The 16496-nt window shown below is 59.0% G+C and carries 17 protein-coding genes; 14 read left to right on the forward strand and 3 right to left on the reverse strand.

Features of this window, described 5'->3' with window-relative positions:
• Positions 1-17 precede the first annotated feature (17 nt).
• Positions 18-680, forward strand: a complete 663-nt coding sequence (locus tag FLQ44_RS21430; RefSeq protein WP_147695985.1) for a transglutaminase-like cysteine peptidase — start codon at positions 18-20, stop codon at positions 678-680.
• A gap of 8 nt (positions 681-688) precedes the next feature.
• Positions 689-2602, forward strand: coding sequence for a bifunctional diguanylate cyclase/phosphodiesterase (locus tag FLQ44_RS21435; RefSeq protein WP_147695986.1), 1914 nt, complete (start codon positions 689-691; stop codon positions 2600-2602).
• A 364-nt stretch (positions 2603-2966) separates the two neighbouring features.
• On the opposite strand, the gene FLQ44_RS21440 is transcribed toward FLQ44_RS21435, so the two are convergent.
• The 3 genes from FLQ44_RS21440 to FLQ44_RS21450 all read right to left on the reverse strand — a co-directional run bounded on the left by FLQ44_RS21440 (position 2967) and on the right by FLQ44_RS21450 (position 5435).
• Entirely contained in the window at positions 2967-3845 is an 879-nt protein-coding gene (locus FLQ44_RS21440) for a Tim44 domain-containing protein (RefSeq protein WP_147695987.1), read from the reverse strand.
• Positions 3846-3913: 68 nt separating this feature from the next.
• Positions 3914-4615, reverse strand: coding sequence for a tRNA (N6-threonylcarbamoyladenosine(37)-N6)-methyltransferase TrmO (gene tsaA, locus FLQ44_RS21445; RefSeq protein WP_147695988.1), 702 nt, complete (start codon positions 4613-4615; stop codon positions 3914-3916).
• A gap of 70 nt (positions 4616-4685) precedes the next feature.
• Positions 4686-5435, reverse strand: a complete 750-nt coding sequence (locus tag FLQ44_RS21450) for a GNAT family N-acetyltransferase (RefSeq protein WP_147695989.1) — start codon at positions 5433-5435, stop codon at positions 4686-4688.
• 197 nt (positions 5436-5632) lie between these two features.
• On the opposite strand from FLQ44_RS21450, the gene mnmG reads away from it, so the two are divergent.
• From mnmG to atpD, 12 genes are all read left to right on the forward strand, one after another.
• Positions 5633-7525: a tRNA uridine-5-carboxymethylaminomethyl(34) synthesis enzyme MnmG gene (gene mnmG, locus FLQ44_RS21455; RefSeq protein WP_147695990.1), complete on the forward strand. Its 1893-nt coding sequence runs from the start codon at positions 5633-5635 to the stop codon at positions 7523-7525.
• A gap of 103 nt (positions 7526-7628) precedes the next feature.
• Entirely contained in the window at positions 7629-8258 is a 630-nt protein-coding gene (gene rsmG, locus FLQ44_RS21460) for a 16S rRNA (guanine(527)-N(7))-methyltransferase RsmG (RefSeq protein WP_017509497.1), read from the forward strand.
• Complete coding sequence (locus FLQ44_RS21465) at positions 8255-9046, forward strand: ParA family protein (RefSeq protein ID WP_147695991.1); 792 nt, start codon at positions 8255-8257, stop codon at positions 9044-9046. Before rsmG ends, FLQ44_RS21465 begins: the two co-directional genes overlap by 4 nt.
• Position 9047: 1 nt before the next feature.
• The gene (locus FLQ44_RS21470) at positions 9048-9908 is read left to right on the forward strand and encodes a ParB/RepB/Spo0J family partition protein (RefSeq protein ID WP_147695992.1); all 861 of its coding nucleotides are present in this window, start codon (positions 9048-9050) and stop codon (positions 9906-9908) included.
• A gap of 90 nt (positions 9909-9998) precedes the next feature.
• Positions 9999-10361 (forward strand): ATP synthase subunit I, encoded by a 363-nt coding sequence (locus FLQ44_RS21475; RefSeq protein ID WP_147695993.1) that lies wholly within the window; start codon positions 9999-10001, stop codon positions 10359-10361.
• 9 nt (positions 10362-10370) lie between these two features.
• Entirely contained in the window at positions 10371-11183 is an 813-nt protein-coding gene (gene atpB / locus FLQ44_RS21480) for a F0F1 ATP synthase subunit A (RefSeq protein ID WP_147695994.1), read from the forward strand.
• Between the two features lie 63 nt (positions 11184-11246).
• Entirely contained in the window at positions 11247-11534 is a 288-nt protein-coding gene (gene atpE, locus FLQ44_RS21485; protein ID WP_026108060.1) for a F0F1 ATP synthase subunit C, read from the forward strand.
• Positions 11535-11584: 50 nt separating this feature from the next.
• Positions 11585-12055, forward strand: coding sequence for a F0F1 ATP synthase subunit B (locus FLQ44_RS21490; protein WP_147685215.1), 471 nt, complete (start codon positions 11585-11587; stop codon positions 12053-12055).
• A 7-nt stretch (positions 12056-12062) separates the two neighbouring features.
• On the forward strand, positions 12063-12599 hold the full coding sequence (locus tag FLQ44_RS21495) for a F0F1 ATP synthase subunit delta (protein WP_147695995.1): 537 nt from the start codon (positions 12063-12065) through the stop codon (positions 12597-12599).
• Between the two features lie 8 nt (positions 12600-12607).
• A complete protein-coding gene (gene atpA / locus FLQ44_RS21500) occupies positions 12608-14149 on the forward strand; it encodes a F0F1 ATP synthase subunit alpha (RefSeq protein ID WP_147695996.1) in 1542 nt (513 codons plus the stop codon).
• A gap of 43 nt (positions 14150-14192) precedes the next feature.
• On the forward strand, positions 14193-15059 hold the full coding sequence (gene atpG, locus FLQ44_RS21505) for a F0F1 ATP synthase subunit gamma (RefSeq protein ID WP_017509488.1): 867 nt from the start codon (positions 14193-14195) through the stop codon (positions 15057-15059).
• 42 nt (positions 15060-15101) lie between these two features.
• Entirely contained in the window at positions 15102-16496 is a 1395-nt protein-coding gene (gene atpD, locus FLQ44_RS21510; protein ID WP_147695997.1) for a F0F1 ATP synthase subunit beta, read from the forward strand.

A 16496-nucleotide genomic window follows, 5' to 3' on the forward strand; every position in this document is an offset into this window, starting at 1 on the left:
TCCGGCGGAACCATCCTATGGGCGTATCTTTAGTGTTAAGTCGTTGTAAGTGGCTGCCGGTCTGTCTGGTGCTGGCGGCTCTTGCTCTGGCCGAGATGCCGCTTGAGCGTGTGCAGCAGCTTTATGGTGGCCAGGCTGTACGTATATATCGAGAGTGGCAACAATTACTTTTGTCTTCCCGGCGTGAAAATAACGAACAGACATTGCTGCGAGATGTAAACCAGTTTTTTAACCAGCGCTACCAGTTTGTTGATGATATCGATTTGTGGAAGCAGCCGGACTATTGGGCAACACCTCTGGAAAGTATGGCGCGTGGTGCCGGCGATTGCGAAGATTATACAATCGCCAAATATTTTACCTTGCGCGAGCTGGGCGTGGCACCACAAAAGCTGCGCCTGACTTACGTCAAGGCCCGCATCGGCGGTGCGGGCAGTACGGTGACGCAGGCGCACATGGTGCTGGCGTACTATGCCGACCCGGCGGCAGAACCTTTGATTCTGGATAACCTTATCACCACCATCCGGCCTGCCTCGCAGCGTGCAGACTTGCAGCCTGTGTTCAGTTTCAACGCGGATGGTATCTGGGTGGGGGGCGGCCCTAATCCGAATTCTAGTGTGGACAGGCTGACCCGTTGGCGCCAGCTTATCGACAAAATGAAAACCGAAGGCTTTATTTCCTGAGAGATGGCATGAAACGCGTTTCCCTGATTCAACAGCTATGGATGCTGGTTATCGCAGCGGTGGTGCTGGCGGCTGCGGGCAGCCTGACGGCCAACTTGTTCAATGCGCGTGACTATCTACAGCAGCAGTTGGCCGCGCAGAGTGCAGATGCGGCCAACTCGCTGGCTTTGCTTATTACACAGAATCAGGCAGACCCGGTAATGGGGGAGACGCTGATCAACGCGGCATTTGACCAAGGGCATTTTCGCCAGATCAGCTGGGTGAATGCCCAAGGCAAGGTGCTGGTGCTGAGACAAAATGCCCAGCGTGCGGGGGAAGCGCCGGCCTGGTTTCGCGATGTGTTTACGCTGGTGCCTGCACCGGCGCGTGCCATGGTCAGCAGTGGCTGGATGCAGGCCGGGTATATCCAGGTAGAGAGCGAAGCGGGTTATGCCTACGAGTCGTTGTGGCGTGGTGCATTGAATGTGTCGTTCTGGGTGCTGCTGGCCGGTTTGGTGGTGGGCGGTATTGGCTCGCTGGGGGTCAGTACCATCCGCAGGCAGCTGCTAACGGTGGTGAACCAGGCCAAGTCCATTACCCAGCGCCGTTTTATCACCATTCCAGAGCCGGATGGCCCCGAGATGGGCCGCTTGGCCCAAGCCATGAACGCCATGGTGATGCGGGTAAAGGCCATGTTTGAAGAGGAGGCCGGGCGGCTGGAGGCATTGCGCCGCCAGATCAACTTTGACAGCGTGACCAGCCTGGCTAACCGCGGCTTTTTTATGGGGCGACTGGGTGCCGAGCTGGCGGAGCGTGATAAAGACGGGCGCACGCTGCTTTTGATGCGTATCGATGGCCTGGCCGAGCTGAATGCCAAGCTGGGGCGGCCGTTAACGGACGAGATGCTCAGCCAGTTTGGTACGGTGCTGCGTAATCAGGATCGCTTCGGCCTGGATAGCCTGGCTTCCCGCTTGAACGGTGCCGATTTCGCTTTGTTATTGGATAGTGCGCAAGCGGAGCTGCCGCGGCTGGAAGCTTTGCATGATGAACTGGGGGCTTTGCTGGGCAGCTTTGCCTCTCATGATGTGTGCCTGGCCATGGCGGCAACCGATGTACGGGATGGCGATGCCATTCGCGACATCATGTCCCGGCTCGATAATGCGCTGGCTTTGTCCGAAGCAGCGGGCGGTGTGAAAGTTACCCTGGCAGACGAGAATGTTAACAAGCCGCTGGCGATGACGGCAGACCACTGGAGTGCCGTGCTGGATGAGGCCATTGGCACCCGCCAGCTCAAACTGGTGCGTTTTGCCGTGCGTGATGCCAGTGGCGGCCTGTTGCATGAAGAGGCGCCACTGCGCTTGCGCCAGGGTGAGGATTGGTTGCCCGCCGGGCAGTTCATGCCGATGGCGATCCGCACGCGCCGCGTGGCGGCGCTGGACCTGGCGGCCGTGAGCCTGGCGCTACAGCAGTTGGCCGCAGAGCCGGCGTGTCAGGGCATTGCGGTGAACCTGGCGGCCGAATCGCTGGCAGATGACCAGTTTGTGGCGAAGCTGGTGGAGCAAATTCGTGGCCAGCGCGTCGCTGCTGGCCGGCTGTGGCTGGAGATGGCCGAGGTGGGCATCGTGCAGCGTTTTGACCGCTTCCGCATGCTGTGCCTGGCGTTGGCAGACCTGCCGTGCAAGGTGGGTATCGAACACTTTGGCCGGCAGTTCAGCCTGATTGGCCAGCTGCACGACCTGGGTATCGACTATCTGAAAATCGATGGCAGCTTTGTGCAGCAGATCGATCAGGAAACGGGCAATCAGGCATTCCTGAAAGGGGTGTGCAATATTGCGCACAATATTGGCCTGGGCGTGGTGGCGGAGGGGGTACGTACTGATGCCGAGCAGCAGATGTTGCTGTCGTTGGGCTTTGATGGCCTGACGGGTCCGGGTGTGAAGTAAGCGGTCGCAACATAGGCGACTAGCAGGGCGAGTGTGGCAAGCCACCTCGCCCTGTTTGTTTGTCTGGGGCGTGCCGTGCTTGTGGGTGTGTGCAGGCTGGTGTGTCGGCGAGGCAGGCCAGGGTGGTGCCGGCGCGGGCGAAAAGAAAAAAGGCATCCGGGATGCCTTTTTGTTTGCTGCGGCCAACCTTTAGCAGGGCGAGTGTGGCAAGCCACCTCGCCCTGTTTGCTTGTCTGGGGCGTGCCGTGCTTGTGGATGTGTGCAGGCTGGTGTGTCGGCGAGGCAGGCCAGGGTGGTGCCGGCGCGGGCGAAAAGAAAAAAGGCATCCGGGGATGCCTTTTGGTTTGCTGCGGCCAACCTTGGCTTAACTCTGCTGGATACCTGCTACCAGCCATTTGCCATTGCTGCTGTCGTCTTTTACGTAGTGCCAGGTTTCGCTGAACTGTACCGCCGGGGCGCCAACGGTTTCGCTCACCATGCCGTTAAAGCGCACGCTGGCAATCATGCGGCTGCTTTCCACGGTCGCTTCCACGATCTGGCAGTCCAGCTGCGGGAAGTCGGCAGGCTCGGTATTGGCAGCCATATCGTCTTTCAGCGCATTGAACAGGTCTGCTGTCATGTACTTGCGTACTTCTTCCAGGCTATCGGCAGAGTTAAGGTTCTGCAGATGCAGGAAGGTGGCTTTGGCCTGGCGCAGGAAATGCGGGGCTTCGGTGCCGTCGGGCAGGCGCTGGAGCGAGGCCGGTGGCGGGGTCAGGCCACTGCCGCCCATGGCGTTATTGCCGGCGCCGATTGGCGGGATGCCGTTGGCGCCTGCTGGCGAAGGCTGGAAGTGCATAGGCTGCGTTTGCAGCGGGGGCGCGCGATGGCCTGCCTGCTTGCTGGCTGCTCTGCGGCGCAGGAAAGACAGCAGCGCCAAACCGGCCAGCGAGCCGCCAATCACGGCCAGCCACGGGAAGCCACCATCGTCATCGCCCATGGCAGAGCCCAGCAGGTAGCCTGCTGCAGCACCTGCGGCACCGGCGGCGACCATGCCGCCAACGCCAGAGCCTTTTTGCTGTGGGGCAACCTGGGTTGGAGTTTTGGCAGGGATAGCATTCTGTTGCTGGAAGCTTTGGGTTGGTGTGGCGCGCTGCATGCCGGCGCTCTTGCCTTTACCCACGCGTGCGGCTTCTGCAAACGGCGTGGCCAGCACAGCAATGAGGGAGAGGGCCAGAATGGACGTCTTCGCTCGGGTAATCATTGATTCATTCTCCGGTAGGTGAGCTGACTCTGATGGTCAGGTAGCGTTTCGACTAGGCGAAACAAGGCTTAGTTCTGGGCAGGGGTGATTATTTCAAGTACCTGCACGGTATCACCCTGTACGGCAAAGCGTACGTCGCAATGCGCCAGGCGGATACCGTAGACCCGTGCCGGGTCGTCCTGGTAGGCGGGGCGCGGGTCTTGTGCCAGTACCTCGTCTATCAGCCCGGGTAGCCATGGCGGTGCCAGCTGCCAGGCCTGCAGATCAGCACGGGCCTTGGGCTGCCACTGCACGGCCAGCAGCGGGGGAGGGCCATCGACAAAGCCGCCGCGTGCATCCGGCTTGGCTTCCACAAAGGGGATGTACGGTTTGATGTCCAGTACCGGCGTGCCGTCCAGCAGGTCGGCGCCGGCCAGGTGCAGGGTGACACCTTGTTGCGTATCGATGCTTTTGAGCTCGACCAATGACAGGCCCAAGCCGTTGGGCCGGTGCGTGGCGCGGCTGGCAAATACGCCTACTTTGTTATTGCCGCCCAGCCGTGGCGGGCGCACCAGCGGCTGCCAGCCGCGGGCCAGGGTTTCGTGAAAGACAAAGGTTAGCCACACGTGTGAAAACGCCTCCAGGCCACGTACGCAGTCGGGCTGGTTGTAGGGTGGCAGCAGGGTGAGGCTAACCGGGGCCGAGGGCGCCAGCGCTGGCTGGCGTGGTATGCCGAATTTTTCCTGATACGGCGAGCTGATCAGGCCAATGGGGTGCAGTGTGTAGCTCATGCCCCGATTGTAGCGAAAGGTTGGCCGCACGGGCGTGCGGCCAACCTTGGGCGGGACGGGCCAGGAGAGGTTAGCCCGCGAAGTGACGCTGATGGCGCATGTCCAGACGGCTCATCGGCAGCAGCATGAAGAAGTCGGCGCAGTTGAAATCCGGGTCCCACGCCGGCTCGCCGCACACCCAGGCACCGGCGCGCAGATAGCCCTTGATCAGCGGCGGCACGGGTACCTGGCTGTCGTCTTGTACCTCGCCCAGCGGCAAGGGCAGGTGCGGGGTAACGCGCCATTCGGCTGGCGACAGGTTCTTGCTTTCCAGCAGGCGGTACAGGCTCACTGCCTGGTGGCCACCATCGGCCAGGCTCACGCTGGCGCAACCGGCCAGATACTGGCCACCGTGCTGGCGCACGTAGTCGGCCAAGCCGGCCCACAGCAGGGCAATGACCGCACCACGGCGGTAGTCTTTGTGTACGCAGGAGCGGCCAATTTCGATGATATGGTCGCGAATACCGGCCAAGCGGCTCATGTCGAATTCGTGCTCGGAGTACAGGCTGGGCAGCTGGCGCGCCTTGTGTGGCGGCAGCATGCGGTAGGTGCCCACTACCTTGCCGGTGGTGTTGTCTTCCACAATCAGGTGGTCGCAATACGGGTCGTATTCGTCGCGGTCTATGCCCTCGGCAGCAGAGGCTAGCTGTGCCCCCATTTCCTGGGCAAATACCTGATAACGCAACTTTTGTGCGCGACGGATATCCTTGGCGCTATGCGCCACACGCACACTCAGCTTGCTGGCAGGGGCCAGCAGAGCGGTTTCGAGACCTTGCTGCATCGTGCACTCCGGGTAGAGGTAGTGCCACCATGCTATGCAGCCAGTTTGACAGCGCCGTGACGCCGGCATGGCATGATGATGACGGTCTTTTGAAACCCGCATGACAAGCAGGGTGATTAAAATCAACGACTTATAAAGTGTGCGCTTTTGGCGTACAATAGCCGGTTTTGTTTGACCGATCTTTTCGCACAATACCTATGATCTATCCCACGACCTTTGACGTAATCGTAGTAGGCGGTGGCCACGCTGGCACCGAGGCCGCCTTGGCCGCTGCACGCATGGGCTGCCAGACCCTGCTGCTCACGCACAACATCGAAACCCTGGGCCAGATGTCGTGCAACCCGTCTATTGGCGGTATCGGCAAAGGTCATCTGGTGAAAGAGGTGGATGCGCTGGGTGGCGCCATGGCGCTGGCTACCGATATCGGTGGTATCCAGTTCCGTACGCTCAACGCCAGCAAAGGGCCGGCGGTACGCGCTACCCGCGCCCAGGCCGACCGCGTGCTGTATAAGGCGGCCATTCGCGAGATGCTGGAAAACCAGCCCAACCTGATGCTGTTCCAGCAGCCGGTGGACGACTTGCTGATCGAGGGCGACCGCGTAGCCGGTGCCATCACCGCCATCGGCATTACCTTCCGCGCCAAGACCGTGGTGTTGACGGCCGGTACCTTCCTGTCCGGCAAGATCCACGTTGGGCTGGAAAACTACACCGGTGGCCGCGCTGGCGACCAGGCCGCCTCCACGCTGGGCGAACGCCTGCGCGAGCTCAGCCTGCCGGTAGGCCGCCTGAAAACCGGTACCCCGCCGCGCATCGATGGCCGCACCATCGACTTTTCGGTGATGGAAGCCCAGCCGGGCGATACGCCGGAGCCGGTGTTCTCCTACCGCGGCAGCCGCGCCATGCACCCCAAGCAGCTGCCGTGCTGGATCACGCATACCAACCAGCAAACCCACGACATCATCCGCAGCGGTTTTGACCGCAGCCCGATGTTTACCGGCGTGATCGAAGGCGTGGGCCCGCGCTACTGCCCGTCCATCGAAGACAAGATCAACCGCTTTGCCGATAAAGAAAGCCACCAGATTTTCCTGGAGCCGGAAGGCCTGACCACGCACGAGTACTACCCTAATGGTATCTCTACCAGCCTGCCGTTCGATATCCAGCTGGCCGCCGTGCGCTCCATGCGTGGCCTGGAAAACGCCCACATCCTGCGCCCCGGCTATGCCATCGAGTATGACTACTTCGACCCGCGCGGCCTGAAATCCTCGCTGGAAACCAAAGCCATCCACGGCCTGTTCTTTGCCGGCCAGATCAACGGTACCACCGGCTACGAAGAAGCCGCCGCGCAGGGCCTGCTGGCCGGCCTGAACGCTAGCCTGCACGCCCGCGAGCAGGACGCCTGGTGCCCGCGCCGCGATGAAGCCTACCTGGGCGTACTGGTAGACGACCTCACCACGCTGGGCGTGTCCGAGCCGTACCGCATGTTTACCAGCCGCGCCGAGTTCCGCCTGCAGCTGCGCGAAGACAACGCCGATCTGCGCCTGACCGAGGTTGGCCGCAAGTTGGGCCTGATCGGCGATGCGCAGTGGGATGCCTTCTGCCGTAAACGTGACGCGGTAGAGGCAGAAAAGCAGCGCCTCACCAGCACCTGGGTGCAACCAGGCAAACTGCAGCCGGGCGAAGACGAAGCCATCGTCGGCCAGAAGCTGGCGCGCGAATACACCCTGGCCGACCTGCTGCGCCGCCCCAATGTGGCCTACGCCGAGCTGATGAAGCTGTCGCTGGCAGGGGAGGGCGTGCAGGATGAGGTGGTGGCCGAGCAGGTGGAAATCCAGATCAAGTACCAAGGCTACATCGACCGCCAGAACGAAGAAGTGGCCAAGCGTGAACAGCTGGACGACGTAAAGCTGCCGCTGGATATCGACTACGCGCTGGTAAAAGGCTTGTCCAAAGAAGTGTCGCAAAAGCTGAACCAGCACCGCCCGGAAACCCTGGGCCAGGCCTCGCGCATCCAGGGCATTACCCCCGCTGCCGTCGCCTTGCTGCTGGTGCACCTGAAGCGCGGCTTTAGCGAAGCACGCAGCGCAGGTTAAGGCGCTTTTTGTTGCACTGCGCTCCGGGGTAGCTACTTCGGGGCGCATTTGTTTTTGATACCCGTTACAATCGGGTCAACTTACACACCTTATTCCGAACATCATGACGCATCGCGCAGAACTCACCCAGGGCCTGGCCGCTATCGGCCTGGATTTGTCCGACGCACAAATCGATTTGCTGGAAGGCTATCTGGGCCTGCTGGCCAAGTGGAACCAGACCTACAACCTCACCGCCATCCGCGACAAAGACCGCATGGTGAGCTACCACTTGCTGGACAGTCTGACCCTGGTGCCGCAGCTGGCCGGTGGTACGCGCATGCTGGACGTGGGTTCGGGTGGCGGCATGCCGGGCATCCCCACCGCGATTGCCCGCCCCGACCTGAAAGTGGTGGTGCTGGACGCCAACCACAAGAAAACCACCTTCCTGCGCCAGGCGGTGATCGAGCTGAAGCTGGATAACGTGGAAGTGATTACCGAGCGTGTAGAAGCCTACCAGCCGGCAGAAAAGTTCGACCGCATCACCAGCCGTGCCTTCTCCGAGCTGGCCGAATTTGTGAAGCTGTCGCGCCACCTGTTGGCCGCAGACGGCCAGTTTGTCGCCATGAAAGGCGTTTACCCGTTTGAAGAAATCGCCCAGCTGCCGGCAGACTTTGCCGTGGCCGAGGTGAAAAAACTGGACGTGCCGGGGCTGGATGCCGAACAGCGCCACCTGGTACGCGTGGTAGCAAAATGACAGCCCGCATCATCGCTGTGGCCAACCAGAAGGGCGGGGTGGGTAAAACCACTACCGTCGTGAACCTGGCTGCCAGCCTGGTAGAGCAAGGCCGGCGCGTACTGATTGTCGACCTGGACCCGCAGGGCAACGCCACCATGGGCAGCGGCATCGACAAGAATGCTTTGCAAAAGTCGGTGTACCACGTGTTGATGGGCGAGCACAGCATCGAGGAAGTGCGCCAGCCGGCCAAAGAAGGCGGCTACGACGTACTGCCGGCCAACCGCGACCTGTCCGCCGCCGAAATCGAGCTGGTGCAAGAGCTGGCGCGCGAGGCGCGGCTGAAAAATGCGCTGGAGCTGGTGTCCGCCGACTACGACTACGTGCTGATCGACAGCCCGCCATCGCTGAACCTGCTTACCCTGAACGGCCTGGTGGCGGCGCAGGGCGTGCTGATCCCCATGGTGTGCGAATACTACGCGCTGGAAGGGCTGACCGACCTGGTGAATACCCTGCGCAAAGTGCGTGCTGCAGTGAACCCGCGTATCGAAATCATGGGCCTGCTGCGCACCATGTTCGACGCGCGCAGCAACCTGTCGCAGCAAGTGTCCGAACAGCTGGCCCGCCACTTTGGCGGCAAGGTATTCGACACTGTCGTGCCGCGTAACATTCGCCTGGCCGAGGCGCCTAGCCACGGCTTGCCCGGCATCGTGTATGACCGTGCCGCCCGCGGCTCGCAAGCCTACCTTACCCTGGCGGCCGAGCTGATCTCCCGCCTCGAACCGCAAACCGCAAGTACCGAGCAATAATATGGCCAAACTCAAAGGACTCGGGCGTGGCCTGGACGCGCTCCTCTCCACCGTCGAATCAGACAACGAACGCCTGACCACGCTGCCTGTCAGCAGCATCCGCCCGGGCAAATACCAGCCGCGCAGCCATATGGACGAAACCGCGCTGGCAGAGTTGGCCGCATCCATCCGCTCCCAGGGCCTGATTCAGCCCATCGTGGTGCGCGAAATCGGTTTGGGCGACTACGAGCTGATCGCCGGCGAACGCCGCTGGCGCGCCAGCCAGCTAGCCGGGCTCACCGACATTCCTGCCGTGGTGCGCAGCGTAGCCGACCAGTCGGCGCTGGCCATGGGCCTGATCGAGAATATTCAGCGCCAGCAGCTGGACCCGCTGGAAGAAGCCAAGGGCATCAAGCGCCTGATCGAGGAATTCGGCCTGACGCACGAAGGTGCTGCCGATGCGCTCGGCCGCTCGCGTAGCGCCATCAGCAACCTGTTGCGCCTGCTGGCCCTGCCTGCGCCGCTGCAAACCATGTTGCATGAAGGCCAGCTGGAAATGGGCCATGCCCGCGCCTTACTGCCGCTGCCGGTGCTGCAGCAAATGGCACTGGCCCAGGCGGTGGTGGCCGAGCAGCTATCCGTGCGTGAAGTAGAGCAGCGCGTACAAGCCCTGGCCGAGCCTAAAGTTGGCCGCAAAGCCGCTGCGGCCGCGCCGCGGGATGCCGATATCGAACGCCTGGCAGGCATGCTGTCTGATAAGCTCGGCATGAGTGTCAGCTTCCGTCATGGCAGCAAGGGCAAAGGCAAGGTCATCATCGATTATGCAAGTCTGGACGAGCTGGACGGGCTGCTGGAAAAACTGCAAGCAAAATCAACTGGCTGAGCGGGTGGTGACGATTATCCAGACAACTGAACGAAGTTGACGCTTTCGTCACCCCAAGCCTATAATCGACCGATTTTTTAAGTGCCGTACATGAATAATCCGGACGCAAAACGCGTAATACGCCTGCAAGTCAGACTGACTTTGCTGGCTGTGGCGGCCAGTGTGGTCATTGCTGGGCCCGCGCTGAATGTACCGGTGTCGGCACTCATAGGCGGGCTATGTGCCATCTTGCCGGCACTGGCTTACGTGCATATCGCTGGGGCGGTGCACAGGGTTTCTCCTGCAGAATTGATGCGGGCGCATTACAAGGCAGAAGCAGTCAAGTTTGTGCTGACACTTCTGTTATTTGGTGGTGCTCTCGCTTTTTTCAAGGATTTGTCGGTGGCGGGTCTGTTTGGCGGCTACATAGCAGCCACTTCCGCTTACTGGTTCGGGCTTCTGATTAAAAATTGAGACAAAGCGATGGCAAGTAACGCAACTGATTACATCAAGCACCACCTGACATTCTGGAACTCTTCGCACGAAGGTGGTTTCTCCAGCCTGCACGTGGACAGCTTCTCTGTTTCCCTGATCCTCGGCTTCCTGTTTGCCGGTGTGTTTGCCTACGTGGCACGCAACGCCAAGCTGGAAAACCCCGGCAAGCTGCAGCTGTTTGTCGAATCCATCGTCGAGATGGTCGATACCCAGGTGAAGGAAATCTTCCACGCCAAGAGCAAGGTCATCGCGCCGTTGGCACTGACCATTTTCTGCTGGGTGTTCCTGATGAACGCCATGGACATGCTGCCGGTTGACCTGATTCCGATGGCTGCCCAGTGGATCGGCTTCACCTTCTTCGGTGCCGACCCTCACCATGTTTACTTCCGTGTTGTACCGTCTGCCGACGTGAACGTGACCTTCGGTCTGTCCATCTCCGTGCTGATCTGCATCATCGGTTTCTCCATCTCCGCCAAAGGTCTGGGCGGCTGGATCAAAGAACTGTTCACCGCCCCGTTCCACGCCAGTGGCCCGGTAGGCACCATCCTGCTGGCCCCTGCCAACTTTGCCCTGCAAATGGTAGAGCTGCTGGCCAAGCCGATTTCGCTGTCCCTGCGTCTGTTCGGTAACATGTACTCCGGCGAGCTGATCTTCATCCTGATCGCACTGCTGCCGTGGGGTGTACAGTGGCTGCTGGGCGCACCATGGGCAATCTTCCATATTCTGGTGATTACCCTGCAGGCTTTCGTGTTCATGATGCTGACCATCGTGTACCTGAGCCTGGCCGTAGAGAAGCACTAATTTTTAGCAGTTTTTTCGTACCTTTTCTCAAACCATCCTTGCATTAGTCTTTAGGAGATTTAAATGGAAGCTCTCGTTTCTCAGATCCAGTCGATGACCGCTCTGGCTGCAGCTCTGATCATTGGCCTTGGTGCTATCGGTACCGCTCTGGGCTTCGCCATTCTGGGCGGCAAGTTCCTGGAGTCCTCCGCTCGCCAGCCGGAACTGATCCCGGTTCTGCAAACCAAGCTGTTCATTATCGCTGGTCTGCTGGACGCCATCTCCATGATCGGTGTGGGTGTAGCTATGCTGTACACCTTCAACAACCCGTTCCTGTCTGCAGCTCTGGCTGCCCTGAAAGCTGGCGCTTAATTTTTAAGCGAAAACGGTTGTTGTCGTAACCACACTGGAGGAAAACAAGCGTGGAATTCAACGTAACACTACTGGGCCAGGCGATCACTTTCGCTATCCTGGTATGGTTCACCATGAAGTTTGTTTGGCCTCCGCTTACCAACATGATGGAAGAGCGTGCCAAGCGTATTGCTGATGGCTTGGCCGCTGCAGAACGTGGCAAGCAGGATCTGGAAGCAGCTGAAAAGCGTGTTGCTGACGAACTTCGTCAGGCTAAACAACAAGCTACCGAGCTGATTCTGGCCGCTGAAAAGCGCGCCAACCAGATCGTGGAAGAGGCAAAGGATGCCGCTCGCACCGAAGGTGCCAAGCTGGTAACCGAAGCCAAATCCCAGATCGATCAGGAAGTGTTGCGTGCCAAGGAAGCCCTGCGCGAGCAGGTAGCTGGTCTGGCCGTAGCCGGCGCAGAGAAGATCCTGCGTAAAGAGATCGACGCTGCGAAGCACGCTGATCTGTTAGCCTCCATCAAAGCGGAGTTTTAATTAACTCATGGCAGAACTCATTACCGTAGCAAGGCCCTATGCCGAAGCGGTATACAGCCTTGCCACCGAGCAGCAGTCTCAAGCCAAGTGGTCTGACGCGCTCGCGTGGCTGGCTGCCATGGTGGCGAACCCGGACGTAACGCAAGTCGTTACGAACCCGAAACATACCGCGCAAGAGATTGAGGCGTTGTTTTTGGACGTACTGGGCGACAAGGCGAATGATGAAATCAAACAGTTCATCGTTACCCTTATCGAAAACCGTCGTCTGACGCTGCTGCCTGAAATTGCCGAACAGTTTGAAGCCCTCAAGGCCCGTGCCGAAGGTGTGCTGGACGCTCAAGTAGAGTCCGCCTACCCGATGGACGAAAGCCAGCAAGCTGACCTGATCGCCACGCTTACCAAGAAGTACGGCAAAACCGTACGGATTGAAGTGCGTGTTGTCCCCGAGCTGATCGGTGGCCTGCGAGTACTGGTTGGTGACGACGTGATTGATGCGTCGGTGAGCGGCAAACTGCAGGCAATGGCAGCAAGCCTCAAGAATTAGGAGAGATCATGCAGTTGAACCCCTCTGAAATCAGCGATCTGATCAAGGCGAAGATTCAGAACCTGGCTGAAGGTGCCGAGACCCGTACCAAAGGTACTGTGATCTCCGTAACCGACGGTATCGTTCGTATCCATGGCCTGACAGACGTGATGCAGGGTGAAATGCTCGAGTTCTCGGGCAACACCTTTGGCCTGGCCATGAACCTGGAGCGTGACTCCGTAGGTGCCGTGATCCTGGGCGAGTACGAGCACATCTCCGAAGGTCAGGAAGTTAAATGTACCGGCCGCATTCTGGAAGTGCCGGTAGGTCGTGAACTGGTTGGCCGCGTGGTAAACGCGCTGGGTCAGCCGATCGATGGCAAAGGCCCGATCAACGCGTCCACAACTTCCCCGATCGAAAAGATTGCTCCGGGCGTTATTGCCCGTCAATCCGTTTCGCAGCCAATGCAAACCGGCCTGAAGTCCATCGACTCCATGGTACCGGTTGGCCGCGGCCAGCGTGAACTGATCATTGGTGACCGTCAGACTGGTAAAACCGCTGTTGCACTCGATGCAATCGTGAACCAGAAAGACACCGGCGTTGTCTGCATCTACGTAGCCGTAGGCCAGAAAGCGTCGTCCATCGCCAACGTAGTGCGCAAGCTGGAAGAGCACGGCGCAATGGGTCACACCATTGTGGTTGCTGCTACTGCTTCCGAAGCCGCCGCACTGCAGTTCATCGCACCGTACTCCGGCTGCGCCATGGGCGAATTCTTCCGCGATAACGGTGAAGATGCACTGATCGTTTATGACGATCTGTCCAAACAAGCCGTAGCCTACCGTCAGATCTCCCTGCTGCTGCGCCGCCCACCGGGCCGCGAAGCTTACCCGGGCGATGTTTTCTATCTGCACTCCCGTCTGCTGGAACGCGCTTCCCGCATCAACGAAGACGAAGTAGAAAAACTGACTGGCGGCGCTGTTAAAGGCAAAACCGGTTCGCTGACTGCTCTGCCAATCATCGAAACCCAGGCTGGTGACGTTTCCGCTTTCGTTCCGACCAACGTAATTTCCATTACTGACGGTCAGATCTTCCTGGAAACCGACCTGTTCAACGCTGGTATCCGTCCTGCTATTAACGCAGGTATTTCGGTATCCCGCGTGGGTGGCGCTGCACAAACCAAGGTCATCAAGAAACTGGGCGGTGGTATTCGTCTGGCTCTGGCCCAGTACCGCGAACTGGCTGCGTTCTCGCAGTTTGCTTCCGATCTGGACGAGGCGACCCGCAAGCAGCTGCAACACGGTGAAGTGGTGACCGAGCTGATGAAGCAGAAACAGTTCTCGACCCTGTCTACCGCCGAAATGGCGCTGACGCTGTGGTCTGTGAACAAGGGTTACTACGAAGACGTACCGGTTAAGAAAGCCCTGGCTTTCGAAGCAGCGTTCCTGGCTTACGTTCGCGCTAATCACGCAGACGTGCTGACCGCTACCGACGCTTCTGGTGATCTGTCTGCCGACAATGAAAAAGTACTGGCCAAGGCGATCGAATCGTTCAAGGCTGGCTACAGCTTCTAATCTGGGTCTTTCGGATACCTCGAGTTAAAGAAAGGTTCAGGATATGGCAGTCGGTAAAGAGATTCTCACCAAGATCCGAAGCGTGCAAAACACGCAGAAGATCACCCGCGCTATGCAAATGGTGTCGACCTCCAAGATGCGCAAAACGCAAGAGCGTATGCGCGCTGCCCGTCCTTACGCCGAGAAGGTGCGTGCTGTCATGGCGCACCTGGCTTCGGCCAATACGGATCTGGAGCACCCACTGCTTGCCCGTCGCAGCGAAATCAAGCGCGCAGGCATTATTGTGGTTACCTCGGACAAGGGCTTGTGCGGTGGCTTGAACGCCAACGTTCTCAAGCGCTTCTACGCCAAGGTAAACACGCTGCAAGAGCAAGGCGTTGAAATTCAAGCCTGCGCTCTGGGCCAGAAAGGCCTGGCAGCCTGCCAGCGTGCCAAGCTGAACGTTGTGGCAAGTGCGGTTCATCTGGGCGATGTGCCCAAGATGGAAAAACTGATCGGCCCGCTTACAGTGCTGTTGAAACAGTACGCTGAAGGCGAACTGGATGCGGTTTACATCGTGTACTCCCGCTTCATCAATACGATGAAACAGGAGCCGGCGCTGGAACAGTTGCTGCCTCTGACCGAAGAGCACATGGTTGTCGAACACGCCCACTCGTGGGATTACGTGTACGAGCCAAGTGCACCGGAAGTCATGGAGTTCCTGGTGAAGCGTTACCTGGAATCTGTCGTGTATCAGGCTGTGGCCGAAAACATGGCGTCCGAACAAGCTGCCCGTATGGTAGCGATGAAGGCCGCAACAGATAACGCCGGTAATGCCATCAAGCAACTGCGCCTTGTGTATAACAAGTCGCGTCAGGCAGCTATTACCAAAGAACTGTCTGAAATCGTGTCTGGTGCCGCTGCGGTATAACCGTCGCAGGACTGTAAAAGTTTATTGAGTTAGGAACCGATAATGAGCCAAGGCAAAATCGTACAAATCATTGGCCCGGTGGTTGACGTGGAATTCCCGCGCGACGCCATGCCAAAGATTTATGATGCCCTGAAGCTGGTTGACGCAGAACTGACGCTTGAAGTCCAGCAACAGCTGGGCGACGGCGTAGTGCGCACCATTGCTATGGGTAGCTCTGACGGCCTGAAGCGTGGCATGGCGATTACCAATACCGGTGCACCGATTTCGGTACCGGTTGGCGCTGCCACCCTGGGTCGTATCATGGACGTACTGGGTCACCCGGTGGATGAAGCCGGCCCTGTTGCGTCTGAACACGTTCGCGCCATTCACCAGGCTGCGCCGAAGTTTGACGAACTGTCCTCCGCTACCGAACTGCTGGAAACAGGCATCAAGGTTATTGACCTGCTGTGCCCGTTTGCCAAAGGCGGTAAAGTGGGCCTGTTCGGTGGTGCCGGTGTGGGCAAGACCGTAAACATGATGGAACTGATCAACAACATCGCTAAAGCTCACTCGGGTCTGTCCGTGTTTGCCGGTGTTGGTGAACGTACCCGTGAAGGTAACGACTTCTATCACGAGATGAAAGAGTCGAACGTTCTGGATAAAGTTGCCATGGTTTACGGCCAGATGAACGAGCCACCGGGCAACCGTCTGCGCGTAGCGCTGACCGGTCTGACCATGGCCGAGCATTTCCGTGACGAAAAAGACGAAAACGGCAAAGGCCGCGACGTTCTGTTCTTCGTGGATAACATCTACCGTTACACCCTGGCTGGTACCGAAGTATCCGCACTGCTGGGCCGTATGCCTTCCGCAGTGGGTTACCAGCCTACCCTGGCCGAAGAGATGGGCCGTCTGCAAGAGCGTATTACTTCGACCAAGGATGGTTCCATTACCTCCATCCAGGCCGTATACGTACCTGCCGATGACTTGACTGACCCGTCCCCGGCCACCACGTTTGCTCACTTGGATGCAACTGTGGTTCTGTCGCGTGATATCGCATCGCTGGGTATCTACCCTGCGGTAGATCCGCTGGACTCCACTTCCCGCCAGCTGGATCCGCTGGTGGTAGGCGACGAGCACTACGCCGTTGCCCGCGGTGTTCAGACCACGCTGCAGAAGTACAAGGAACTGCGTGACATTATCGCGATTCTGGGTATGGACGAACTGTCTGAAGAAGACAAACTCGTTGTATACCGTGCGCGTAAAATCCAGCGTTTCCTGTCCCAGCCGTTCCACGTAGCTGAAGTATTTACCGGTTCCCCGGGCAAATACGTTCCGCTGAAGGAAACGATCAAGGGCTTCAAGGCAATTCTCAGCGGCGAATACGATCACCTGCCAGAACAAGCGTTCTACATGGTAGGCGGTATCGACGAAGCTGCCGAAAAAGCCAAGACCCTGTAA

This window comes from Vogesella mureinivorans (assembly GCF_007644035.1).
GTDB lineage: Bacteria > Pseudomonadota > Gammaproteobacteria > Burkholderiales > Chromobacteriaceae > Vogesella > Vogesella mureinivorans.

Coding starts and splice junctions, on each gene's coding strand:
- FLQ44_RS21430 (WP_147695985.1), top strand. CDS start 18: ATGGGCGTATCTTTAGTGTTAAGTCGTTGTAAGTGGCTGCCGGTCTGT.
- FLQ44_RS21435 (WP_147695986.1), top strand. CDS start 689: ATGAAACGCGTTTCCCTGATTCAACAGCTATGGATGCTGGTTATCGCA.
- FLQ44_RS21440 (WP_147695987.1), bottom strand. CDS start 3,845: ATGATTACCCGAGCGAAGACGTCCATTCTGGCCCTCTCCCTCATTGCT.
- tsaA (WP_147695988.1), bottom strand. CDS start 4,615: ATGAGCTACACACTGCACCCCATTGGCCTGATCAGCTCGCCGTATCAG.
- FLQ44_RS21450 (WP_147695989.1), bottom strand. CDS start 5,435: ATGCAGCAAGGTCTCGAAACCGCTCTGCTGGCCCCTGCCAGCAAGCTG.
- mnmG (WP_147695990.1), top strand. CDS start 5,633: ATGATCTATCCCACGACCTTTGACGTAATCGTAGTAGGCGGTGGCCAC.
- rsmG (WP_017509497.1), top strand. CDS start 7,629: ATGACGCATCGCGCAGAACTCACCCAGGGCCTGGCCGCTATCGGCCTG.
- FLQ44_RS21465 (WP_147695991.1), top strand. CDS start 8,255: ATGACAGCCCGCATCATCGCTGTGGCCAACCAGAAGGGCGGGGTGGGT.
- FLQ44_RS21470 (WP_147695992.1), top strand. CDS start 9,048: ATGGCCAAACTCAAAGGACTCGGGCGTGGCCTGGACGCGCTCCTCTCC.
- FLQ44_RS21475 (WP_147695993.1), top strand. CDS start 9,999: ATGAATAATCCGGACGCAAAACGCGTAATACGCCTGCAAGTCAGACTG.
- atpB (WP_147695994.1), top strand. CDS start 10,371: ATGGCAAGTAACGCAACTGATTACATCAAGCACCACCTGACATTCTGG.
- atpE (WP_026108060.1), top strand. CDS start 11,247: ATGGAAGCTCTCGTTTCTCAGATCCAGTCGATGACCGCTCTGGCTGCA.
- FLQ44_RS21495 (WP_147695995.1), top strand. CDS start 12,063: ATGGCAGAACTCATTACCGTAGCAAGGCCCTATGCCGAAGCGGTATAC.
- atpA (WP_147695996.1), top strand. CDS start 12,608: ATGCAGTTGAACCCCTCTGAAATCAGCGATCTGATCAAGGCGAAGATT.
- atpG (WP_017509488.1), top strand. CDS start 14,193: ATGGCAGTCGGTAAAGAGATTCTCACCAAGATCCGAAGCGTGCAAAAC.
- atpD (WP_147695997.1), top strand. CDS start 15,102: ATGAGCCAAGGCAAAATCGTACAAATCATTGGCCCGGTGGTTGACGTG.